Source organism: Halovalidus salilacus (assembly GCF_031852275.1).
Lineage (GTDB): Archaea > Halobacteriota > Halobacteria > Halobacteriales > Natrialbaceae > Halovalidus > Halovalidus salilacus.
Genome location: NZ_CP134700.1, coordinates 3,682,526 through 3,704,493, shown reverse-complemented (window position 1 = coordinate 3,704,493; position 21,968 = coordinate 3,682,526). Strand labels below are relative to the sequence as shown.

Annotated in this window: 19 protein-coding genes; 10 read left to right on the top strand and 9 right to left on the bottom strand. The window is 69.3% G+C overall.

Annotated features, from left to right (window positions below):
- Window positions 1–7 precede the first annotated feature (7 nt).
- The gene (locus RJT68_RS18250; RefSeq protein WP_407037950.1) at window positions 8–2,368 is read left to right on the top strand and encodes a DEAD/DEAH box helicase; all 2,361 of its coding nucleotides are present in this window, start codon (window positions 8–10) and stop codon (window positions 2,366–2,368) included.
- Between the two features lie 54 nt (window positions 2,369–2,422).
- On the opposite strand, the gene RJT68_RS18245 is transcribed toward RJT68_RS18250, so the two are convergent.
- From RJT68_RS18245 to RJT68_RS18235, 3 genes are all read right to left on the bottom strand, one after another.
- Entirely contained in the window at window positions 2,423–3,232 is an 810-nt protein-coding gene (locus tag RJT68_RS18245) for an enoyl-CoA hydratase/isomerase family protein (RefSeq protein ID WP_407037949.1), read from the bottom strand.
- Between the two features lie 129 nt (window positions 3,233–3,361).
- Window positions 3,362–4,018 (bottom strand): HAD family hydrolase, encoded by a 657-nt coding sequence (locus tag RJT68_RS18240; protein WP_407037948.1) that lies wholly within the window; start codon window positions 4,016–4,018, stop codon window positions 3,362–3,364.
- 385 nt (window positions 4,019–4,403) lie between these two features.
- Window positions 4,404–4,997: a DJ-1/PfpI family protein gene (locus RJT68_RS18235; protein WP_407037947.1), complete on the bottom strand. Its 594-nt coding sequence runs from the start codon at window positions 4,995–4,997 to the stop codon at window positions 4,404–4,406.
- A gap of 248 nt (window positions 4,998–5,245) precedes the next feature.
- On the opposite strand from RJT68_RS18235, the gene RJT68_RS18230 reads away from it, so the two are divergent.
- The gene (locus RJT68_RS18230) at window positions 5,246–5,386 is read left to right on the top strand and encodes a hypothetical protein (protein ID WP_407037946.1); all 141 of its coding nucleotides are present in this window, start codon (window positions 5,246–5,248) and stop codon (window positions 5,384–5,386) included.
- A 35-nt stretch (window positions 5,387–5,421) separates the two neighbouring features.
- Here RJT68_RS18230 and RJT68_RS18225 read toward each other — a convergent pair whose 3' ends face one another.
- Window positions 5,422–5,904, bottom strand: coding sequence for a hypothetical protein (locus RJT68_RS18225; protein ID WP_407037945.1), 483 nt, complete (start codon window positions 5,902–5,904; stop codon window positions 5,422–5,424).
- Window positions 5,905–6,052: 148 nt separating this feature from the next.
- Between RJT68_RS18225 and RJT68_RS18220 the strand changes: the two genes are divergently transcribed.
- Window positions 6,053–7,627: an FAD-dependent oxidoreductase gene (locus RJT68_RS18220; RefSeq protein ID WP_407037944.1), complete on the top strand. Its 1,575-nt coding sequence runs from the start codon at window positions 6,053–6,055 to the stop codon at window positions 7,625–7,627.
- A gap of 28 nt (window positions 7,628–7,655) precedes the next feature.
- On the opposite strand, the gene RJT68_RS18215 is transcribed toward RJT68_RS18220, so the two are convergent.
- From RJT68_RS18215 to RJT68_RS18205, 3 genes are all read right to left on the bottom strand, one after another.
- Window positions 7,656–7,955, bottom strand: coding sequence for a hypothetical protein (locus RJT68_RS18215; RefSeq protein ID WP_407037943.1), 300 nt, complete (start codon window positions 7,953–7,955; stop codon window positions 7,656–7,658).
- Between the two features lie 65 nt (window positions 7,956–8,020).
- Complete coding sequence (locus RJT68_RS18210) at window positions 8,021–8,935, bottom strand: hypothetical protein (RefSeq protein WP_407037942.1); 915 nt, start codon at window positions 8,933–8,935, stop codon at window positions 8,021–8,023.
- 142 nt (window positions 8,936–9,077) lie between these two features.
- Entirely contained in the window at window positions 9,078–9,503 is a 426-nt protein-coding gene (locus RJT68_RS18205) for a DUF6653 family protein (RefSeq protein ID WP_407037941.1), read from the bottom strand.
- A gap of 95 nt (window positions 9,504–9,598) precedes the next feature.
- Here RJT68_RS18205 and RJT68_RS18200 point away from each other — a divergent pair, with 95 nt between their 5' ends.
- The 3 genes from RJT68_RS18200 to RJT68_RS18190 all read left to right on the top strand — a co-directional run bounded on the left by RJT68_RS18200 (window position 9,599) and on the right by RJT68_RS18190 (window position 13,088).
- Window positions 9,599–10,363 (top strand): topoisomerase DNA-binding C4 zinc finger domain-containing protein, encoded by a 765-nt coding sequence (locus RJT68_RS18200; RefSeq protein ID WP_407037940.1) that lies wholly within the window; start codon window positions 9,599–9,601, stop codon window positions 10,361–10,363.
- Window positions 10,364–10,698: 335 nt separating this feature from the next.
- The gene (gene endA, locus RJT68_RS18195) at window positions 10,699–11,865 is read left to right on the top strand and encodes a tRNA-intron lyase (RefSeq protein WP_407037939.1); all 1,167 of its coding nucleotides are present in this window, start codon (window positions 10,699–10,701) and stop codon (window positions 11,863–11,865) included.
- Window positions 11,866–11,921: 56 nt separating this feature from the next.
- Entirely contained in the window at window positions 11,922–13,088 is a 1,167-nt protein-coding gene (locus RJT68_RS18190) for an FtsZ/tubulin family protein (RefSeq protein WP_407037938.1), read from the top strand.
- A 30-nt stretch (window positions 13,089–13,118) separates the two neighbouring features.
- Here the strand turns inward: RJT68_RS18190 and RJT68_RS18185 are convergent, their stop codons facing one another.
- Window positions 13,119–14,054 (bottom strand): ornithine cyclodeaminase family protein, encoded by a 936-nt coding sequence (locus RJT68_RS18185; protein ID WP_407037937.1) that lies wholly within the window; start codon window positions 14,052–14,054, stop codon window positions 13,119–13,121.
- A 127-nt stretch (window positions 14,055–14,181) separates the two neighbouring features.
- Here RJT68_RS18185 and RJT68_RS18180 point away from each other — a divergent pair, with 127 nt between their 5' ends.
- The 4 genes from RJT68_RS18180 (at window position 14,182) to pheT (ending at window position 21,478) form a co-directional block, all read left to right on the top strand.
- Window positions 14,182–15,774: a tryptophan--tRNA ligase gene (locus RJT68_RS18180; RefSeq protein WP_407037936.1), complete on the top strand. Its 1,593-nt coding sequence runs from the start codon at window positions 14,182–14,184 to the stop codon at window positions 15,772–15,774.
- A 255-nt stretch (window positions 15,775–16,029) separates the two neighbouring features.
- Window positions 16,030–17,568: a hypothetical protein gene (locus RJT68_RS18175; RefSeq protein ID WP_407037935.1), complete on the top strand. Its 1,539-nt coding sequence runs from the start codon at window positions 16,030–16,032 to the stop codon at window positions 17,566–17,568.
- 638 nt (window positions 17,569–18,206) lie between these two features.
- The gene (gene pheS / locus RJT68_RS18170) at window positions 18,207–19,739 is read left to right on the top strand and encodes a phenylalanine--tRNA ligase subunit alpha (RefSeq protein ID WP_407037934.1); all 1,533 of its coding nucleotides are present in this window, start codon (window positions 18,207–18,209) and stop codon (window positions 19,737–19,739) included.
- Window positions 19,739–21,478 (top strand): phenylalanine--tRNA ligase subunit beta, encoded by a 1,740-nt coding sequence (gene pheT / locus RJT68_RS18165; protein ID WP_407037933.1) that lies wholly within the window; start codon window positions 19,739–19,741, stop codon window positions 21,476–21,478. The genes pheS and pheT overlap by 1 nt, the downstream gene beginning before the upstream one ends.
- 239 nt (window positions 21,479–21,717) lie before the next feature.
- Here the strand turns inward: pheT and RJT68_RS18160 are convergent, their stop codons facing one another.
- Complete coding sequence (locus tag RJT68_RS18160) at window positions 21,718–21,915, bottom strand: hypothetical protein (RefSeq protein WP_006066039.1); 198 nt, start codon at window positions 21,913–21,915, stop codon at window positions 21,718–21,720.
- Window positions 21,916–21,968: the final 53 nt, after the last annotated feature.

Below are 21,968 nucleotides of genomic sequence, written 5' to 3'. Positions count from 1 at the left end.
CCGTCTGATGGAGGTTGCCGAGGTTCTCCCCGACTTTGCCGACGCCTTCGCCTTCGAGGAATTCAACCGGATGCAACGCGAGGCCCTGCCCGCGTTGCTCGAGTCGACGGAGAACGTTGTCGCGAGCGCGCCGACGGCCTCCGGGAAGACGGCGCTCGCGGAACTGGCGATCTGTCAGGCGCTCGCCGAGGGCGGCACGGCGCTCTTTATCGCCCCGCTACGGGCGCTGACGAACGAGAAGGAGGCCGACTGGGACCGCTTCGAGGAGATGGGCTACTCGGTGTACGTCGTCACCGGCGAGCGGGATCTCAATCCCAGACGAGCGCGCCGGGCGGACATCCTCGTGATGACGCCCGAGAAGCTCGATTCCGCCACTCGAAAGCACGACTCTCGACGGTACGACTTCGTCACCGACGTCGACGTCTGCGTCATCGACGAGGTCCACCTGCTCGACGCCGATCGTCGGGGATCGGTGCTCGAGGTGACGATCTCCCGGCTCCGGCGCCTGTGCGATCCGCGGATCGTGGCGCTGTCGGCGACGATGCCGAACGTCGACGACGTGGCGGCGTGGCTCGACGCGAGTCCCGAGACCACGTTCGAGTTCGGCGACGAGTACCGCCCGGTCGACCTGAACGCGGGCGTCAAGACCTACACGCACGGCGAGAACTCCTTCGCGGACAAGTACCGACGGCTCTACCGGGCGCTCGACCTCGCCGAACCCCACCTCCGGGAGGACGGCCAGGCGCTCGTGTTCGTCTCCTCCCGCCAGGACACCGTCCAGGCGGCGAAGAAGGCCAGGGACGAGATCGCGGAGCGGGACATCCCGATGACCGCCCGTCGGGACTTCCACGACTACGACTTCCACGACGAGAAGGAGACCCTCGAGAACGCCACCCTGCGGAAGTCGGTCACCGACGGCGTCGCCTTCCACCACGCGGGCCTGTCGAAACACGACCGGGACTTCGTCGAGAAGTGGTTCAAGGAGGGGGCGATCGAACTGCTCTTTTCGACCTCGACGCTCGCCTGGGGGGTGAACCTGCCCGCCCGCTGCGTCGTCATCCGGGACACGAAGCTCCACGACCCCCTCGAGGGGGAGGTGGACATGAGCCCGCTCGACGTGCTCCAGATGCTCGGCCGGGCGGGCCGGCCCGGCTACGACGACGTCGGCTACGGCTGGGTGATCTGCGACGGGTCGGACGCCGACACGTACCGACGGCTGCTTCGGGAGGGCAAGGAGATCGAGTCGCGGCTGGCCGAGAGCTTAGAGACCCACCTCAACGCCGAGATCGCGATGGGGACGATCACCGACCTCGAGGACGTGATGGACTGGCTCGAGACGACCTTCTACTACGTCCGCGGCCAGTCGAAACCCGATGAGTACGACTTTCCGAACCTCCGCAAGCGCGTTCGGGACTGCCTCGAGAAACTCGTCGAGCGGGGCTTCGTCGAGACGGGCGCGGACCTCTCGATCGAGGCGACGCCGCTGGGCGTGCTGGCCTCGAAGTACTACCTCCGCCTCGACACCGCCGCGGCGTTCGCCGACCTCTGCGAGCGCGCGGAGGCCGAGGGGATCGACGACGCGGACGTCCTCGAGGCGGTCGCCCGCGCCGAGGAGTTCGACTCCGTCTCGGCCCGCCAGTCCGAGCGCGACGCGATCAACGCCGTCCTCGTGGGTCAGGAGACGGGCGACCTCGACGCCGGCGAGCGGAAGGTGCTCGCGATCCTGCGCAGCGCGGCCAGCGGGACGACCCCCACGGAACTCTCGAGCGACGCCTGGGTCATCCGACGGAACGCGACGCGCCTCGTCTCGGCCCTGCGGGCGTTCCTCGACCGCTTCGCGGGCCCGCAGGAGGCGAACCTCGCGACGCGGGTCGAGGCGCGCATCGAGAACGGCGTCGCCGAGGACGCGGTCGGCCTGACGGCCATCGACGGCGTCGGGTCGGGCCGGGCGAGCAAGCTGGCGACGGAGGGGCTCTCGACGCCCCACGACGTCCTCGAGGCGGGCGTCTCCGGGCTGGTCGAGGCCGGCCTCTCCGAGGGCGTCGCCGAGCGGGTCTACGAGGGCGCGACGTCGCTCCCCGCCGTCGAGTTCGACTGGGGCGCGTTCCCCGAGACCGTCGCGTCCGGGGAGAGTTCGGTCCACGAGGTGACGGTTCGGAACGTCGGCGAGGCGGCCCGCGCCGGCATCCGCGTCACCGTGAACGGCGTCGAGATGACGAGCAGCGCAACCTACCTCCGGGACGAGGAGACGGTGCCGGTGGGCGTCTTCGGCGCCGACGCGGACGACCTCGAGTTTACCGTGAGCGTCGCCTTCCCCGAGGAGCCGCTGATTCCGGCCGCGGAGACGCGGACGGTCGTCGTCGAGTGAGCGTCGGGATCCGGCGACGCAGGCCGAGTTTCGGACCGAGGTTGGGATCGGGCTTCAGGGTTTCTCGGCTCCGTGCATCCACTCGAGCGCGGACTCCAGTCCGTCCTCGTCGCGGATCCCCCGGAACCGTTTCGCGGCCGCGGACTCCATCGTGAGCGCGCCGACGTACTCGTCGACCCGACCGTACCGCCTGTACCCCTGGGCCTCCTGGACGCCGTTGATCAGGTCTTTCGCGACGGCGACGGCCGCGCTCGGCGTCTTCTTGATCTCGGCGAGTTCCGCCGCCACGGCTGCGTCGAGTTCACCCTCGGAGACGACGCGGTTGACCAGCCCCATCTCCGCGGCTTCGGCCGCGTCGACGGTCTTCCCCGAGTAGAGCAGCTCTCGAGCGTGCTTCAGCGAGTTCGTCACGAACGGGAGGACGAACTTCGGCGGGGGTTCGCCGAAGTGCATGTCGGGGTACCCGAACTCGGCGGTTTCCGTGGCGAACGTGAGGTCGCAGCAGATTGCGAGGTTGCACCCGCCGGCCACCGCGGGTCCGTCGACCGCCGCGACGAATGGGAGCCGCGACGAGAAGATCGCTTCGAGGTGGGTCCGCTGCTCCAGGATGCGATCGTCGACCGATCGCTCGGTTTCGGCGTCGCTTATGTCGTATCCCGCGGAAAACGCCGGACCGTTCCCACTCACGACGACCGCCCGGACGCCCTCCGTCGCCTCGGCCCGCTCGATGGCGGCCTCGAGTTCGCGAAGCAGCGGCGGGTTCAACGCGTTCCGCTTCTCAGGTCGATTCAGCGCGATTCGAGCCGCGCCGTCGGCGGCGGCGTACTCGATGCAGTCGTAGTCGGTGCCGTCCTCTGCGCCCATGGTTCACCCTTGTTAGCGCCCATCAAATACCACACGACTCCTCTCAGCCGCGGCAGCATATCGGCCGACGGCGGGGGTCCGCAGCCGATCCCGATCCCGCTTCGACGGCTCCCGATCCGCGAGCGCCGATCAGTCGACCCACTCGAACACCGCCTCTCGAAGCTCCCCGGGCGACTCCACGACCTCGTCGGCCGGCGAGAGGTCGATGTCGCCGTGGGCCGGGATTCGGTAGGCGACCACGACCGTTCCCGCTCGCGAGGCGGCCTTCACGCCGTTCTCGGAGTCCTCGACCGTGACGCACTCCTCGGGGGACAGGCCCACCTCCTCGGCGGCGTACTCGAAGATGTCCGGGGCCGGTTTGCTCTTGCCGTCGATCTCCTCGGCGCTGATCACGCGGTCGAAGCCGGACTCGCCCTCGAGGTCGAACCGTTCGAGCACCATGCCGATCCAGTCGTGGGGTGACGAGGAGACGAGCGCGGCGGTGACCCCACGCTCCTCGAGTTCGGCGAGCAGGTCGTGGAGGCCGTCGAGCACGTCGACGTGTTCGGTGTAGATCTCCTCGGCCGCTTCGGTGAACAGCTCGACGAACTCCTCGCGGCTGATGGCCGTCCCGTACTCGCCCTCGAGGTAGTCGTAGATCTCGCGAAAGTTCATGCCGGAGGTTTCGGCGACGTCGACGTCGTCGTGGGGGACCGCCGCGGGGAAGATCTCCTCGCGCTGGAAGTCGACCCAGTAGTCTTCCGAACTGACGACCACGCCGTCCATGTCGAAGAGTACAGCGCTCATTTACGCCCTCGGTACTCGATCGTTCCGTATAGCCGTTTGGCCGTCGTCGGTAGTTTTCCGATCGTTCTGCGCCATCACTCGAGAGCGTGAGAACTCTTTGAAAGCCCCTGGCGCCCTCGAGGGCGCTGACTCGTTGCGCTCCTCACTACGTTCCGGTGCTTACATCGTCCTCAGAAATCGAAGATTTCTGACGGGCTGCGCAAGAGCTCCGCCCTTGCGGACGTCGGCGCCCTCGAGCGCGCCAGCCCCTTTCATTCCCGCCCGCGACGGTTGGCCGATCGGCTGAAACGGAGTGGCTGTACTGGATCGTCGTGTCGGTCGCGAGATTGTCGTTGCGGTAGCGATGAAGTCTGAAAACGCGTCGGTTGGACGCATCCCCGCCGACTCAACCGACGATTTCGCCTCGGCGCTCGTACTCCATCTCCTCGGATACCTGCCCCGCGATGTCTTCGCCGAACTCCCGCTCGAGCAGCCACAGCGTCAGGTCGAGGCCCGACGTAACCCCGCCGGCGGTGAGCACGTCGCCGTCGTCGACGACGCGTTCGTCCTTCACGCTACCGGCGTACGCCTCGAGGTCGTCTTTCGCGACGGCGTGGGTGGTGGCGGGTCTCCCCTCGAGCAGGCCGGCCTCGGCCAGCACCATCGCGCCGGTGCAGACGGAGGCGACCGTCGAGCCGTCGACGTAGCAACTCTCGACGGCGGACGGGGCCGACCCGTCCTCGACGACGGCCCGAACGCCCCCGCCGGTCGCCCAGCCGCCGCCGGGGACGATCAGCAGGTCGGGCTGGCCGAGCGTCCCGTCCGGTTCGATCCGGAGGCCGTGGCTCGCGGTCACGAGGTCGTCGGCCTCCTCGAGCGTCACGAGGTTCGTCTCGAGGTCCGCGCCGGCGGCGGCGCCGTTCGCGAGCACTTCGTAGGGGCCGATGGCGTCCAGTTCGTCGAAGCCGTCGAAGACGAGGATTTCCGCGCGTATCGTCATGCGCAGCTGTCGGCGCCGCCGGGAGATAAGTGTAGCCGAGCCGTGGGTGTAACCAACAGTTGGCCGCGAGTACCGTCTCGAACGGGTTCGTCGCCGACCGGTTCAGGTCGACCGGTTCAGGCCGACTGGTGCTGGTTCGACGCCGATCGATGCCGATTCGACGCCGACCGACAGGCCGATCGGTGCCGGTTCGTGACCCTGCAACGGCAACGCCAACGGGCATCTCCGATGGCGGTGCAGTCGCCGTCGTGCGCCCCTCGACGATCCTGATCGTTGTCGGCGTCGTCCTCGTCGTCGTTCCGATCCCGGTCCTCCCGCCGTTCGTGGGCACGGCCGTCGGCGTACTACTGGTCGCCCTCGGACTGGCCGTGCGACTGCTCGGGCTGTGAGTCGACGGCGGACGACGACTCGAGCGGCCAGGGCGTCACCGACCCTCTTTCTCGCCGCGCCGTTTCGTGACCGTGTCGTCGCCCTCCGGGGGCGCCTCCGCGTCGTCCGGGTGGCGCTCGTCGCCCGATCGCACCTTCGCGTCGCCGTAATCCGCCTCGCGAATCCCGGCGTTCTCGCTCTCGGAGGCGCCGACGTTCCGCTCGTCGGCGTCCTCGTGGCGCTCGACGACGTCGCCGTGGTGGGCCCCCTCGCGCTCCTCGCCCTCGTCGTGTAGCCCACCGGATGCCTCGAGGCGGATCGCCTCGTCGGTGACTTCGCTGACGTCGTCGGCCCGGATGGAAACGATTTCGTCGCGGTCGGTCTCCCACCCGAGGGTCGCCTTGATCGAGTCCGTCACCCCGGGGTCCGTCTCGCCGTATGCGACGTCTTCCTCGACGGCGGTGACGCGTCCGATCGCCTCGCCTTCGACGTTTTCGATGCGTTTCCCGACGTCGTCGTCGGAGAAGGTCGGGCTCATACCCGGGCTATCGTCGTCTCGGGGAAAGCCAGCCTGCCTGCAGTGGCCTGACGGACCGGGGACCGTCGCTCGAGGCCGGGACCGTCGTCCGCGGCCGGCGGGCGCACCCCCCTCTCCTTTGGGGTTGTGCGTGGTGGACACCACTCCCATGGCAGACGTTCCACCCCACTCCCCGCGCGCGGAGTCGCTGTGGCTGGCGACCACGCCCGACACCGACTACGACCCCCTCGACTCGGACGACGTCGACGTCGACGTCGCGGTCGTCGGCGGCGGGATCACCGGCCTCACCGCGGCCATCGAGTTGAAGGAGGCGGGCCACACCGTCGCCGTCCTCGAGTCGGACCGCATCGTCTCGAAAACGACGGGTAACACGACGGCGAAGCTCACCTCCCAGCACGGACTCATCTACGATCACCTCCTCTCGGAGTTCGGCGAGCGGAAGGCGCGCCAGTACGCCGAGGCGAACCAGGCGGCGATCGATCGAGTCGAACGCCGCGTCGAGGAGGGCGGGATCGACTGCGACTTCAGGCGGACCGAGGCGTACACGTACGCGGCCTCGCTCGACGACGTGAGCGACGTTCGTGACGAGATGCGGGCGGCTCGACGGATCGGACTGCCGGCCACGTTCGTCGAGGAGACGCCGCTGCCGTTCGACGTCGAGGGGGCGATCCGCTTCGACGACCAGGCGGAGTTCCACCCCCGAAAGTACCTCCTCGAGATCGCCGAGCAGGTCCACGGCGACGGAAGCTACGTCTTCGAGGAGACGCGGGCGGTGGACGTCGATCCGGGCACCCCCTGCCGGGTCGAGACGGAGCGCGGCGAGGTCGTCGCGGACGACGTGATCGTCGCCACGCACTTTCCCTTCTTCGACCGCGCGGGCTACTTCTCGCGGATGCACCCCCACCGGGCGTACCTGCTGGCCGTCAGCATCGAGGAGGAGCCGCCCGAGGGGATGTACTACAGCACCGCCTCGCCTTCGGACACGATCCGAACGCATCCCGTCGATGGTGACGACGAACTCCTCATCGTCGGCGGGCAGAGCCACAAACCGTCGATCGAGGGGCCGCCGACCTCCGAGCGGTACCGCCGATGCGAGGCGTTCGCGCGCGAGCACTTCACCGTCGAGTCGGTCGAGTACCGCTGGTCGACGATGGACTACTCGTCGGTCGACGGCGTCCCGTTCGTCGGCCGGATCGACCCGCTCGCGCGGGACGTCTACGTCGCCACCGGGTTCGGCGGCTGGGGGATGACCGGCGGCACCGCCGCGGGGATGATCCTCGCCGACCTGCTCGTCGAGGACTCGAGCCCCTGGGCGGACGTGTTCGACCCCCTGCGGTTCACCCCCAGGGCCTCCGCGAAGTCCTTCCTCGAGGAGAACGCGACGGTCGGCGGCAGCTTCGTCGGCGACCGGATCAAGTCGCTGCTCGCCTCGCTGGGCGCCGGCGGCGACGACCTCCCCGACCCCGGCGAAGCCCGGATCGTCCGCCGGGCCGGCCGCCCGACGGGTCTCTACCGCGACGAGGAGGGGACGGTCCACGCCGTCTCGGCCACCTGTCCCCACATGGGGTGTCTCGTCCGGTGGAACGACGCCGAGCGGACGTGGGACTGCCCCTGTCACGGCTCGCGGTTCACCCACGACGGCGACGTCCTCTCGGGACCCGCCCTCGAGGGGTTGCTCTACCGAAAGCGCGCGCCCGGTCCGGTTCCGGAGCAGGACGACTGAGGCGGGGGCCTCCGATGGCGCTCGCGAGCTACGGACTCCCGCCGGTTCCGTCGGCCGTCTCCTCGAGCAGCGACTCGGCCCGTTCGGTGAGCGAGCCGTCGAGGTCGTCGCCGTCCGCGACCGACTCGAGCGTCGGCCGACACTGGGGGTTGGCCAGCCCCTCGAGCGCTCGTTCCCGCATTCGATCGTCGAGCCCGTCGTTCCGAACGATCTCCTCGAGTCGGGCGCACTCGTTCGCGGTCTCGAGGTCGCCGATCGCCTCCTCGCGAGCGTCGGCGTCGCTCGAGTCGTCGAGTGCGATCTCGAAGTTCTCCTGCGGCGTGCTCATGCGGGCGTCACTCCCACGGTGAGGCACATAACGCTCACCGGGTCGATTTCAAGCCGCGCTCGGGTTCACGGCCGGTACGACCACGCCGCGGTCCCCCGGGCGTCCACCTCCTCGACGTTCGGGAGGTCGGCGAAGCACTCCGACAGCCGGCCCGCCAGCGCCTCGCTCGAGTCGAACCCCGCCGGCAGCTCGTCGACCGCGCGCTCCGCGAGCTCCTCGGCGGTCGCCGTCTCGCGATCGAAGAGGACGGCGAAGGCGACTCGCGCGGCCGTCCGCTCCTCGTCGCTCAGCGCCAGCTTCTCGAGCGCGTGGCGAACGCTCGCGAACGGGGGCGGCGAGCCCGTCGGATCCGCCACGTCCCGACCGTCCGCGTCGTCCGGCTGGTCGACGATCGCCGTTCCCTCGTAGCGCCACAGCTCCGGGATCGAACCGCTCGAGCTCTCGGCGCCGTTCGAGTCGCTCGAGTCGACGCGAACGCCCGGCAGCGCCTCGAGTCGGTCGCTGACGCACTCGTCCCACCAGCGATCGCCCGTCTCGTAGCCGGCGGACTCCTCGCTGTAGGCCGCGTCGACGATCTCGGCGGTCGTCGCGTCGCCCCAGTAGCGCAGGAACGCGAAGGCGTTTCGGACGGCCTCCTCCTCGTCGGGACGCAGGGAGAACCCCTCGACGGCCCGCTCGACCTCGACCGGCGTGTCGATCCGGTGGTCCCGGACGCCGATCGGCGTGGCGTTGAGCACGCGCACTCCGTTCTCGGTCAGTTCGTACGCGATACTCCCCTCGCCGTCACCGGCGTTCCCGTCGTCTTCGCCGACCTCCACCTCCCGAACCAGCGCGTTGTCGACCAGTTGGGCCAGCCGGTCATCGAGTTCGCCTCGAGACGCGTCCACCGCGGTCTCGAGCCGCTCGAGGGCGACCCGATCTTCGGCCGCGACCGCCTCGAGGACCGCCCGTCCACGTTCGTCCAGCGTGTTCGAACTCACGGGGAGAGGTAGGTCGAGGGGACACTTAATTCGAACACGGGCTCAGCATGGCCCGATCGCGGCTACGCTATCCGGCTTCCCCGGCCGCCTCGAGCGCCGCCGGGCGGGCGCCTCGAAGCCGGACGCAGCGGTGCCGTACTCGTCAGTTCGACTCCCGGGTGGAATCGTCCCGCTTTACGAGTTCGTCGACGAACCAGAGTTTGAGGGCCATGGTCGCCGCGGTGGAGACGATCGTTCGAACCGGGCGCCTTCGAACCGCCGAGTACACGTTGTACGCGAACACGGGGACCTGGATCAGGTTGATGACCTGCGGGAAGCCCACCCCGACGAACGGCCTCCCGGCCTCGCTCCAGCGTTGTTCGGCCCGGACGACGCGGTACATCCAGTCGTCCGGTTCGGTCTTCGGTTCGGGAAAGACGAACGGATTGACGGCGAGGAACGCCAGCGTCGCACCGAGCAGCCGCCACGACCGCGCGTAGACGGCGTAGATCAACGCGGGATACGCGAGGAGGCGCGTCCAGCCGCTCTTCGGGTTCGAGTGCCGGGCCCAGACCTCGTCGGGGAGCATGCGGTACCGGTATCGACCGGTGGGATCGACAAAGCCGTTCCGCCGCGCCGGTTGTCGTCCTCGAGTTTATATACCAACCCGCGGCCAGACCGCCCATGATCGACGACGCGATCCGCGTGCTCGCCGGCGACTGCACCGTCATCGCCGACGGCACCGACCGCGAGGAGTACCGCGGCCGAGTCACCACGGTCGTCAAGCCCGACAACACCGTCCTCGTCCACGACGTCGACGGCTACCAGCCCGTGGCGTGGCTCACCCGCGCCGACAGCGTCTCGAGCGCGAGCGACCCGACCGACGGCTTCACCCTCGTCGCGAGGAAGGACGCCCAGACGCTGCGCATCGCCGCCCACGACCAGGACGGCTTCGCCCACTACCCCGCCTCGGCCGCGGGGACGCCCCTCGGCGACTGTCCGGACTGCGGCGGCGCGCTCGTGCGCTCGAGCGGCGTTCACTGCGTCGACTGCGACGCCCGCTACGGCGTTCCGTCCGACGCGACGATCCGCGACGACCGCTGCAACTGCGGTCTTCCCCGGATGCGCGTCGAGCGCGGCCTGGCGTTCCGCGTCTGCATCGACCGAACCTGCGAGTCCCTCGACGCGGCGGTTCGCGAGGCGTTCGACCGCGAGTGGTCCTGCCCGACGTGCGACGGCGACCTCCGGATCCTCCGCCGCGGCGGCCTCATCGCCGGCTGCGAACACTATCCGGAGTGCGACACCGGCTTTCGAATCCCCAGCGGCGTGATCGACGGCGAGTGCGGGTGCGGCCTCCCCACCTTCGACACCCGCTCGGGCACCCGGTGTCTCGACGCGACCTGCGATCGGATCCTCGAACCGGCGCTCGAGGCTGCGGGGGACGACTGACGGTGATCTCTAACCCACGGCCGCTCGAGAGCCGCCCGCCCAATCGCCGCCGGGCGGGAATGAAAGGGGCCAGGGCCATCGGCGACGGCGGACGACGTCCTCGCGAACGAAGTGAGCGAGGGATCGGCGAGACGCGAAGCGTCTCGCAGAGCAAGGACCGCAGGGAGTGAGCGAAGCGAGCGACCGAGGACCGAAGCGAGGCCCCCGAGCCGATGGTTCTGGGGGCTTTCAAGGTAGTAGCGATCGTTCGGTTCGCCCTGACGACCGACGGATCGACGCCACGTTACAGGAGCGAGATCCGCAGGCACTTTGTGCCGGCGAGCGAACCCCCGAGTATGTCACTCGAGGGGCGGTTCGATCCGGACGCGGGCGGAGCGGACGGCGACGGCGTCGTCCGCGTCGCCGGCGACGCGCGCCAGCGCTACCACGACGCGCGCGGCTACGGCTACCCGCTCGAGGGAAACGAGATCGCCCTGGCGCCGGTCGAGGCGGCCCACCTGCTCTATCGCGGCGACCTCGAGGCGGTCGTCGACGAGGAGGGTCGCCGGCTCGACTTCCGCGAGTTCGTCGCCCGCGAACCCGGTACGGACTTCGGCGTCCGCTTTCTCGTCTACGCCGACCTGCGCTCGCGGGGCTTTTACCTCTCGCCGGCGACCGAGCCGTGGGTAGCGAATCCGCTCGAGTCGGCGGACCTGGCGGTGTTCCCCCGCGGGAAGGGGCCGCGCGACGGTGAGATCGAGCATCCCCTCCGGGTCGTCGGCGAGCGGGCCGACGTCGCCGCGAGCGACCTCGAGGAGGGCGTCCTCGCGGTCGTCGACGAGGAGAGCGAGATCACCTACTTCGATGTGAACCGGCTGGATCCGCGGGGCACCTCGCAGTCGGCTGGCGACGACTCCTCTTCGACCGACGCCGACGATTCGCTCCCGACCGACGTGGAGGCCGACCTGCTGACGGATCGCGTCGTCGTCTGGGAGCCGCCGCTCGACCTCTACGAACGGCACTTCTACGGCCAACCACTCGAGGGGCGGGAGTACGACGAGCCGACGCTGCAGTGTTCGCTGCTCGAGGCGACCTACCTCGCCGAGCGGGGGGTGATCTCGCTCGAGCCGTCGGTCGTCCGCGATCGGGGTCGCGAGGTCGAGGGCGAGCGGTTCGACCGGCGGTTGCGCGTCTACACCGACCTGCGCGAGCGGGGCGTCGTTCCGAAGACGGGCTACAAGTTCGGCGCTGACTTCCGGACCTACGCCGACGTCGAGTCCGTCGCGGACCTCGGCCACTCGGAACTGCTGGTGCGCGTTCACCCCGCCGACTACGTCTTCGAGCCGCGCGACCTCGCGCTCGACGTCCGGCTGGCCCACGGCGTGCGCAAGACGATGGTCTTCGCGCTGGTGGACGATACGGCCGACAGGGACGCCGAGACCGCTCGAGGCGCCGACGATTCGACGGGCGACGGCGCCGATGCGGCGATCGAGTGGTGGTCACTCGAGCGATTGACGCCCTGATTTCGACCCCGATCCGAGCGGAAGGATGAAAGTGGTCCGCTCGGTACGTGTACGCGATGCAGTTCGAAGTGATCGGCGTCGGCGGCGCGGGGTGTCGGATCGCGTCGGCGATTCGGGCGGCGGAGCCGGCCGACTACCCGTTCGTCGGCGACGCCTTCGCGTTCGACACCGACACAGAGGACCTGGCGGCGAACGCCGAGATTCCGGAGACCCACCGCCACCGGTACGGCCACACGACCGACGACGGCCTCGAGGGCGACGTCGAGCGGGGCTTCGAGTTCGGTCGGGAGCACGCCGACGAACTCAGCCGGGCGCTCGACGAGGGACGGCCGGCGGCCTCGGACGGCTTTCTCGTCGCGGTCGGCCTGGGCGGCGCGACCGGCGGGGGGACCGTCCCCGAACTCGTCAGGCAGCTTCGTCGGGAGTACGACAAGCCGGTGTACGTCCTCGCGACGCTGCCGGCCGACCGCGAGTTCGTCCGCACCGACGCAGATCCCGCGAGCACGGGGGTAAAGCGATCCGACGACGGCCCGCCGCGACCGTACGCCGCGGCGAACGCGATCGCCACCCTCGAGGCCCTCGACGGACTCGCGAACGCGGTGGTCGTCTTCGACAACGAGGAGTGGATCCGGCGCGGGGAGTCGCTCGAGGAGGCGCGCGACCGTCTGAACCGGGAGTTCGCGACGCGGGTCGTGGCCGCGTTCGCCGCCTGCTCCGACGCGACGGCGGATGCGGCCGCCGCGACGTCGGTCGTCGACGGGAACGACCTCCGGCGAGTGTTCGGGGACACCTCGGACGTCGCGACGATCGGCTACGGCGAACAGGAGGTCGAAACGGGCGGCGGGTCCCGGTTCGGCCTCGGACTGTTCGGGAAGAAGTCCGAACCGGACGTCGAAGCCAGCGCCGCGATCCGGGCCGTCGAGACGACGATCAACAAGGCGCTGCGGGGAAAGCTCACGCTCGAGTGCGACCGCGACAGCGCCGAGCGAGGGCTACTGGTCGTGGGCGGCCCGCCGGCGTGGCTCGACCGGCGGGCGGTCGCGGACGGGCAGCGGGCCCTCCAGTCGACGATCGACTCCCAGACCGCGGTCGGCGGCGACGCGCCGCGGCCGGACGGCGACGCCGTCTTCGCCGCCGTCGTGCTGGCCGGGATCGAGGCCAACCGGCGCTCGGACGAGTTGCGCGAGTGGGTGCAGAACAACTGGAAGAGCGCCGACCGCTGAGAATCGATTCGCTCCCCCGTACCGGGACGGCTACGCGACCGTCTCGAGCAGGTGTTCGCCGAGGACGACCTCCGTTCCGGCGAGCCCGACCGAGCAAAAGAGCGTGACGGCATCGGCGCTCGCCCGTCCCGGCGCCGAGTCGGCGAGCACGTCGGCGAGGTCGACCATCCGCTCGCGGTTCTCGCCGTCGGCGACGAATTTTCGCGCGTAGCCGTCGACCTGCGCGAGCGAGTCGGTCGCGACGGCGTCCGCCCGGTCGAAGAGGTCGGGCGGGAGTTCGCAGCCGTCGGCGAACTTCGGGCCGAGGGAGTTCACGTGGGTGCCGGGGGAGAGCCACTCGAGGTCGAAGACGGGCGTCTCGCTGTTCGTGGCGCAGATCAGGACGTCGGCCCCGGAGACGACGGGTTCGGGGTCCTCGAGCGCCTCGACCGGCGGCTCGACCTCGCCGGAGACGGTCTCGGCGAACGACTCCCGGTTCGCCTCGGTCGGACTGTAGACGGTCACGCGATCGAAGTCCCGAACGGCGCAGGCGGCGCCGACCTGCGAGCGGGCTTGGGGACCGGAGCCCAGCACGCCGAGCGTGCGGGCGTCCTCCCGGGCGAGGCAGTCGACCGCGACGCCGCCGATGCCGCCCGTCCGGAGGAGGCCGATCGCGTGGCCGACGAACAGCCCCTCGAGCGCGCCCGTCGAGCCGTCGTAGACGGCGACGAGCTGGGTGTTCTCGGCGCTCGAGTCCGCCCCGGGGAACGTCTCGTAGACGCGGAAGCCGAACGCGTTCACGGGTCCCGTCGCGGCGCCCGCGGTGAAGACCAGCGCCCCCTCACCCGCGTCGACGGACCAGCGGGCGGGCGCCTCGAGGGTTCCCGCGGCGTGTTCTTCGAACGCCCGGTACATCGCGTCGACCACGCCCGCGTAGTCGTAGGCGTCGTACACCTCGCCGTCGGTGACGATGGGGAACGTCGTCATGGGCGACCAGTCGTGCGAGGGGGACATAACGGTTCGGCGGAGACCGGCTGAGAGTGAACTCCCCCGGCGCGACGGAGGCGGCGGCGAAGGCGAAAGTTTTTGCGCTGCGGGGGGCCAAAACGGGGTAATGACCGGAGACGACCGCGGAGATACTTCACGCTCCGAACCCGGGGAAGAGCGACCCGCGTCGGTTCGAACCGACGGCGGAGCAGCAGGCGCCGACGACGTGGCGCTCGACCCCTGGGGCTCCTCGACCGTCTCCGACTACCGCAAGCTGTTCGAGGAGTTCGGCATCGAGGAGGTCGAGCAGATCCTCGAGGAGGTGCCGAACCCCCACTACCTCATGCGTCGGGGGGTCATCTTCGGCCACCGGGACTACCGGCCGGTCGCCGACGCCATGCGAGAGGGCGGCGACGCAGCGGTCCTCTCGGGCTTCATGCCCACCGGCGACCCCCACATCGGCCACAAGCTCGTCTTCGACGAGATCATCTGGCACCAGCGGCAGGGCGCCGAGGCGTACGCCCTGATCGCCGACCTCGAGGCCCACTCCGCCCGCGGCCTCTCGTGGGAGGAGATCGACGAGCACGCCCGGGACTACCTCCTCTCGCTGCTCGCGCTCGGCTTCGACCCCGAGGAGGGCGAACTCTACCGCCAGTCGACGAACCGCGAGGTTCAGGACCTCGCGTTCGAACTCGGCATCGAGGCCAACTTCTCGGAACTGCAGGCGATATACGGCTTCGACGGCGAGACCGACGTCTCGCACATGCAGTCGGTCGTCACCCAGATGGCCGACATCCTCTACCCGCAACTCGAGGAGCCCAAACCCACCGTGATCCCCGTCGGGCCGGACCAGGACCCCCACGTCCGCCTGGCCCGGGACCTGGCTTCCCGAATGCGCTACTTCGGCGTCACGGAGGCCTACGCGAGTTTCGAGGCGACCCCGGCGGAACTCGAGGTCGTCGCCGAGGCCTACGAGGCCCGCGAGGAGTACGCCGAGGACCCCGACGTGCCTCGCTGTACGGAGGCGGCCGAGTGGCTCGCAACGGAGTACGGCGACGACGGCGGATCGGCCCTCGAGTCGGCGATCACCAAACTCGAGAACGCGGGGATGGAGCCGCTTCGCCCCCGCACCCGGTTCCTCGACCGCAGGGCCGACGAGGAGGCGTTCGAGGCCCTGATCGAGGCCGTCGAGGGCGAAAAACGCGTCTTCGAGGGCCACGTCGACGCCTTCGACCTCGAGCGCGGGGAGGCCGAGGAACTGGCCCGCCAACTCGAACTCGACCACGGCGGCTACGGCTTCCTGCCGCCGTCGTCGATTTACCACCGGTTCATGACCGGCCTCACCGGCGGGAAGATGTCCTCGTCGATCCCCGCCTCCCACATCTCGCTGCTCGACGATCCGGAGGACGGCTACGACAAGGTCAAGTCGGCCACCACCGGCGGCCGCGAGACGGCCGAGAAGCAACGCGAACTCGGCGGCCGGGCCGACGAGTGCCCCGTCTACGAGCTGTACGCCTACCTGCTGGCGGGGGACGACGACGAGTTCGCCAAGCGGGTGTACGACGAGTGCGTCGGCGGCGAGCGCCTCTGCGGCGACTGCAAGGAGCAGGCCGCCCAGCTCATGAAGGAGTTCCTCGTCGACCACCAGGAGAAGCGCGCGGAGGTCGAGGATCTCCTCGAGGAGACCGATATCGAACTCGAGTCGCCGCGTCGGCGATAACCCGTCTCGTCGGAGATCGGTCGAACCGTCGCCGATAAATGGTTGCGTTGGGGGTCGCTCGCTGCGTCGCCGATAGATCGCCGCATCGGTAGTCGCTCGCCGCGTCGGCGGTCGCACACCGCGTCGGCGGTCGTTCGGCGTGTCGCCTTGCTCCCAACCGATCGCCTCGCGTCGACGGCCGTCGGCGAGGAGCTCGCTTTGTATCGACCGTTCGGAGCGGAAAATCTACAACGGTGACCGGTGTAGGCCGTTGCGATGCGATCAGGCCGCGCCGACGATCGAGCCCGAGACCGAACCCGCGACGCCCTGCGCTGTGCCGACGTGCTCGGCGCGTTCGGCGTTACGGCGGCGGACGTCAGAGCGGCGGCCCGTGCGGAGCGGCGGAGCGCGCCGGATCGAGGGCCGCGGCCGACCGCCGACGCCTCCCGCCCGCTCGAGTCCGTCCTCGCGGACCTCCTTTCGGCCTCGCGCGACGGGACGACCGTCGTCCACCGGCTGCTCTGCCGGAGCGCCCGGGGGCTCGAGTGTGCGGCCCGGTACCCGACCGAGGAGCTCGAGCGCGAGCTGTCGGCGGTGTTCGAGGCGGTCGAGTGGACGTTCGACCTCGAGTCGACTCGCGGCGAACCGGGAATTCGATTTCGCGCGGCCGACGCCGCGGGCCGGAGCCGCGAGCGAACGTTTCGCTACCCCGAGACGCCCCTCGAGTCGGACAACCTCCCCGCGGTCCTCCGCGCGATCAACGCGTCGATCCTCGCGGGGACGGGCGCGCGGTTCGTCCTGCTCTCCTCGGGGGTCGACCGCTGGCGGGCCGCGCTGATCGCGGTCGACGAACTCGAGCGGCTGCGCGGGCAGTACGGTCCGCGGATCGCGGCGTTCGACCGTCACCTACTGCCCGAACACGGACTCGAGGCGTACGTTCCGTCCGACACGGGCGGGTCGGCGGACGCCAGCGCGAGTCCGGGCGAGTCGGCGCCGTGGCCCGAGTGGGCCCTCGAGCGGGCCGAACGACGCTCGAGCGGATCGTCGACCCCCGACGTGGGACGCGAGCCCCCGTCGGCGACCGGGCCCGATCCCGATCCGGGCGGGCTCGAGTCCGTCGAGTCGCTCATCGAGGAGGCCGAGGGGTCGCTCATCGAGGAGGCCGAACCGTCGTCGACTCGAGCGGAGGGTGCAGTCGCGACTGGCACGGCGACGGATGGCACGACGACGGTTGACACGGCGACGGGGGAGTCGTCAGACTCGTCTTCGAGTCCCACGAGGTCCCCCTCGAGGGAGGCCGACGGATTCGAACTCCGGGGCTCTCCCAGCGTCTCGCGGGTGAGCGACCGGGACGACGAACGTGACGGTGGCGACGAACGCGACGGTGACGACAAACGGGACGGACGTGCCGGCAGGACGGACGCGAAGTCGGACTCGAGCGCGGACGATGCCGCGGACGAGGACGGAAACGCGAACGCGAGCACCGACGGCTTCACCCTCTCCGGGACGATGACCACGAGCCGCGTCTCGAACGACGCCTTCGGATCGGACGTCACGTTCGAGTCCGAGGACGATCGCTACCTCGCCTTCGGCGCGGCGCTGAACACCGGACGGAACGTCTCCGTGACGGGGCTGCTCGAGGACGACGACTTCCTCCCGGAACTCCCGGCGGTCGAACCCGACGAGACGCGCATCGCGTTCGACGACGAGTTCGATCCGTCCGCGATTCCGAAGGCGAGGGCGACGGCGGAGCGATCGGGGTTCGAGTGGGTCGCGCCGGCCCCGCTCGAGACGACGCGGGTGTCGAATCGCTAGTCGATCCATCGAAACGGTGATCATCCGGGTTAGTCGACACGCAGTGCCTAATCGAATCCCCCTCGAGATCGTCGAAACCGAATACTACGGTGAAAGCCCCCGGTGCGTTCGTGGCGGCTGACGGCGTGCGCTCCTCGGCTCACATTGCTCGCCTGCGGTGCTAGCAGCCGCCGGCCGCCACGAACGCACCGACCCCTTTCAGTCCCACCCACGGCCTCGTCCTCCCCAACCTCGGCACTTCGCTTCGCTCAGTGCCGTCCCTCGCACGACGTCGGCGGCGGCACCTCGCGGTGCTCGGCGCCACCGCCAGCGCGCGCCACGGCACTAGGATGGCCGCCTCGACGTGTGATATCCGATCACAATGTTTTTACTCGAGTCCCGATTGCACCCGAGTATGGCACCCGAATCCCACGCTCGTGCCGGTGACGTGCGTCGAACGCGGCGGTCGCTCGAGGGATTCGGCTTCTTCTTCGCCCGTTGAATCCGGGCCGGTGGACCCGCGGGCGGCCACACCGGCCGCGCGCGGTGAAACCGACCGCGTCTGGAACCGCCGACTCGGGGGTGGGGCTCCCCGCCCGAACGCTCGAGTCGGAGTCGGAAGCGCTAACTGACCGACACGCAGCCATACGAACAAGCGAATGAAACTCCCACACGCACAGGTCGCGGTCCTCGAGACCGCGAGCGCGGACGAGGCACAGTCCGTCGACGCCCTCGCCGCGACCACGGACCTCTCCCCGGAGACCGTCACCGGCGCGGTCTTCGCCCTCGAGGAGGAGGGACTGGTCGCCGTCGACGAAACGGTCGAGGAGACGGTCTCCCCGACCGAGGAAGGATCCGAGTACGCCGACGACGGCCTCCCCGAGGTTCGACTCTACGAGGCCGCACTCGAGGCCGGCGCCGATGCGGAGCCCGTCGAGATGGGGCGGGTCATCGGCGCCTCGGGGCTCGAGGGCCCGCAGGTGAACATCGCCCTCTCGAACTACGCCCGGAAGGGCTACGGCACGATCGAGAGCGGCGAGATCACGGCCGATCCGGACGCCGACCCGGACGCCGACGCCGAGGCGGCGGCGCTCGAGGACCTCGCCGAGCGCGACGCCGAGGAGGTTCCGGTCGATACCCTCGAGAGTTCCGACGACGTCCTCGAGCAACTCGAGCGCCGGGACCTGCTCGAGCACTCGGAGACGACCGTTCGGTCGGTGACGCTCACCGAACTGGGCGTCACGGAGCTGATGGCGGGCGTCGAGACGGCCGAGACGGTCGGCCAGGTGACGCCCGAACTGCTCACGAGCGGCGACTGGCGCGACGCCGAGTTCGCCGAGTACAACGTCGAAGCCGACGCGGAGGAACTCGACGGCGGCAAGGTCCACATCCTGCGTCAGACCGCGAACCGGGTCAAGGACGTTTTGGTCGGCATGGGCTTTCGGGAGATGGAGGGGCCGCACGTCGACGCGGACTTCTGGATCAACGACTGCCTGTTCATGCCCCAGGACCACCCCGCCCGGACCCACTGGGACCGGTTCGCCCTCGAGCAACCGGAGCGGATCGACGATCTGCCCGAGGACCTCGTCGAGCGCGTCGAGCGCGCCCACCGCGAGGGCGTCGGCGAGGACGGCGAGGGCTACCGCTCGCCCTGGGACGAGGACTTCGCGCGTGCGCTCGCGCTGCGCGGCCACACGACCTCCCTCTCGGCGCGCTACCTCGCGGGCGAGGGGATCGGCGAGATCGAACCGCCCGCGCGCTTCTTCAGCGTCGAGAAGGTGTACCGAAACGACACGCTCGATCCGACGCACCTGCTCGAGTTCTTCCAGATCGAGGGGTGGGTGATGGCCGAGGACCTCTCCGTTCGGGACCTGATGGGGACCTTCGAGGAGTTCTACGCCCAGTTCGGCATCCACGACATCGAGTTCAAGCCCCACTACAACCCCTACACGGAGCCGAGCTTCGAGCTGTTCGGCACCCACCCAACCACGGGCGAACTCGTCGAGATCGGTAACTCGGGCATCTTCCGCGAGGAGATGCTCGAGCCCCTCGGCGTCGACTGCGACGTGATGGCGTGGGGGCTCGCCCTCGAGCGCCTGCTCATGCTGATGTACGGATTCGAGGACATCCGGGACATCCACGGGACGCTCTGTGACCTGCAACTGCTGCGCGAGACGGAGGTGACCTACTGATGCCCACGGTCGAGATCGAACCCGACGAACTGCGCGAACTGACCGGCCACGAGGACAAGAGCGACGACGACCTGATCGAGGACCTCTTCGGCCTCGGACTGGAGTACGAGGGCGAGACCGAAGGCGGCGAGTTCGAACTCGAGTTCGCCCCGGACCGGCTGGATCGCCTCTCCGTCGAGGGCGTTGCCCGCTCGCTGCGCTACCAGTACGGCGAAGCGCGCGGGGTCTACGTCCCGAAGACGAACTCGCCGGACTGGACGATCGAGGTCGACGAGTCGGTCCCCGGCGAGCGCCCCTACGTGACGGGCGCGGTGGTCCGCGGGGTCGACCTGGACGAGGACGCCCTCGACTCGCTGATCCAGTTGCAGGAGAAACTCCACGCGACGATGGGGCGCAAGCGAGCGAAGGGCGCCATCGGCATCCACGACCTGACGATGCTCAAGGGGAGTCCCGCCACGGAGGGCAACCCCAGCATCCGCTACGTCGGGGTCGAACCCGCCGAGGACCGGTTCGTCCCGCTCGACTTCGACCGGGAGGTGACCCCCGAGGAGGTGCTCTCCGAACACCCCACCGGCGAGACGTACGCCGACCTCGTGGCCGGCTACGAGCGCTACCCCGCCATCTACGACGACATCGGCCTCTTCTCGTTCCCGCCGGTGATCAACGGCCGCCGGACCGAGGTCTCGACGGACTCCCGGGACCTCTTCGTCGAGATGACCGGCACCGACCAGTGGACGATCGACAAGATGCTCGCGATCGTCTGCTACGCCCTCGACGCCCGCGGCGCGACGATCGAGGAGGTGACCGTCGAGTACCCCGACGACCCAGCCTACGACGACGTCGGCACCGAACTCGTCCGGCCCGACCTCTCGACGAAGACGAAGACCGTCTCCCACGACCGCATCGAGACGATCCTCGGGATCGACCTCGACCCAGACGAGGTGGTCGACCTCGCCGAACGATCTGGCCTCGAGGCGGAGACGGCCGAAGACGAGGGGACCGGCGACCTCGTCTACGGGGTGACGATACCGCCATACCGCGTCGACGTCCTCCACCCCCTCGACCTGATCGACGACCTCGGTCGGGCCTACGGCTTCAACGACCTCGAGCCCACGTACCCCGACGTGGGCACCGTCGGCGGTCGCCACGAACGCAGTCGACTCGAGGACGCCGCCCGCCAGCTGCTCGTCGGCCTCGGCTTCGAGGACATGTTGAACTTCCACATGATCAGCGAGGCGGAGAACTACGGTCGCCTCGAGATTAGCCCCGGAGACGACGTCTACGGCGCCGGCGAACCCGCGACGATCAAGGAACCCTACAGCGAGGACTACACGATGTTGCGGACGTGGGTGCTCCCCTCGCTCCTGATGGTCCTCGAGCGAAACACCCACCGTCGGTACCCGCAGGACCTCGCCGAGATCGGCTTCGCCGCCGAAATCGACGAGTCCGAAAATACCGGCGTCGCCGAGCGCCGCTCCGTAGGCGCGGTCCTCGCGCGCAACGACGCGGCCTACGAGGACGCCAAGGCCCGCCTGCAGGCGATCGCTCGAAACTTCGACGTCGACTTGGAGACCCCACCGACCGAGCACCCGACGTTCATCGACGGCCGCACCGCCGCGGTCGTCCTCGACGGCGAGGAGGTGGGCGTCGTCGGCGAGGTCCACCCGGAAGTCCTCGTCGAGCACGACCTCGAGGTGCCGGTGGCGGCGTTCGAATTCGACCTCGAGGCGCTGCGGTAGGTCCGGTCACCTCGAGCGAACGGTTCTCGGTCGGTTTTGCTTTCGTGATTCTCGTCGCTCCGGTAGCTGATCTGCCGGGGGCTAGTGCGTCGCACCTCGAGCGAACGACGTGAGCGAGCGGGCCGACGACCGATCCGGAGCGAAGCGAGCGGAGAGGAGCACTTTTGCCGAGGGACGTAACGCCGTGCGGCAGCTACGCTGCCGCCGGCGTAACGGACCGCAGCGCAAAAGGTCGTCTCCTAGAATTCGTGTTCTACCTCATCCTCGTCGGCCTTCTGGATGATGATCTTGCCGTCCCGGACGCGAACGAACACTTCGTCGCCGATATCCATGCCCGCGACTGCGAGTTCGTCCTCGTGGAGGTTGAGGTGAACGTTGTGGTAGTTACCGTCTTCGTCTTTCGCACCGCTTGGACTCAGCTTCTTTTTCCGTACCATCGCGGGACTCTACCCCGAACTTCGCCGTAGGATATACTTAAGTGTTTTCTACG

What these genes read in the sequence shown, in the direction of transcription:
- RJT68_RS18250 (WP_407037950.1), top strand. Translation starts at nt 8, where the DNA reads ATGGAGGTTGCCGAGGTTCTCCCCGACTTTGCCGACGCCTTCGCCTTC.
- RJT68_RS18245 (WP_407037949.1), bottom strand. Translation starts at nt 3,232, where the DNA reads ATGGGCGCAGAGGACGGCACCGACTACGACTGCATCGAGTACGCCGCC.
- RJT68_RS18240 (WP_407037948.1), bottom strand. Translation starts at nt 4,018, where the DNA reads ATGAGCGCTGTACTCTTCGACATGGACGGCGTGGTCGTCAGTTCGGAA.
- RJT68_RS18235 (WP_407037947.1), bottom strand. Translation starts at nt 4,997, where the DNA reads ATGACGATACGCGCGGAAATCCTCGTCTTCGACGGCTTCGACGAACTG.
- RJT68_RS18225 (WP_407037945.1), bottom strand. Translation starts at nt 5,904, where the DNA reads ATGAGCCCGACCTTCTCCGACGACGACGTCGGGAAACGCATCGAAAAC.
- RJT68_RS18220 (WP_407037944.1), top strand. Translation starts at nt 6,053, where the DNA reads ATGGCAGACGTTCCACCCCACTCCCCGCGCGCGGAGTCGCTGTGGCTG.
- RJT68_RS18215 (WP_407037943.1), bottom strand. Translation starts at nt 7,955, where the DNA reads ATGAGCACGCCGCAGGAGAACTTCGAGATCGCACTCGACGACTCGAGC.
- RJT68_RS18205 (WP_407037941.1), bottom strand. Translation starts at nt 9,503, where the DNA reads ATGCTCCCCGACGAGGTCTGGGCCCGGCACTCGAACCCGAAGAGCGGC.
- RJT68_RS18200 (WP_407037940.1), top strand. Translation starts at nt 9,599, where the DNA reads ATGATCGACGACGCGATCCGCGTGCTCGCCGGCGACTGCACCGTCATC.
- endA (WP_407037939.1), top strand. Translation starts at nt 10,699, where the DNA reads ATGTCACTCGAGGGGCGGTTCGATCCGGACGCGGGCGGAGCGGACGGC.
- RJT68_RS18190 (WP_407037938.1), top strand. Translation starts at nt 11,922, where the DNA reads ATGCAGTTCGAAGTGATCGGCGTCGGCGGCGCGGGGTGTCGGATCGCG.
- RJT68_RS18185 (WP_407037937.1), bottom strand. Translation starts at nt 14,054, where the DNA reads ATGACGACGTTCCCCATCGTCACCGACGGCGAGGTGTACGACGCCTAC.
- RJT68_RS18180 (WP_407037936.1), top strand. Translation starts at nt 14,182, where the DNA reads ATGACCGGAGACGACCGCGGAGATACTTCACGCTCCGAACCCGGGGAA.
- RJT68_RS18175 (WP_407037935.1), top strand. Translation starts at nt 16,030, where the DNA reads ATGCGATCAGGCCGCGCCGACGATCGAGCCCGAGACCGAACCCGCGAC.
- pheS (WP_407037934.1), top strand. Translation starts at nt 18,207, where the DNA reads ATGAAACTCCCACACGCACAGGTCGCGGTCCTCGAGACCGCGAGCGCG.
- pheT (WP_407037933.1), top strand. Translation starts at nt 19,739, where the DNA reads ATGCCCACGGTCGAGATCGAACCCGACGAACTGCGCGAACTGACCGGC.
- RJT68_RS18160 (WP_006066039.1), bottom strand. Translation starts at nt 21,915, where the DNA reads ATGGTACGGAAAAAGAAGCTGAGTCCAAGCGGTGCGAAAGACGAAGAC.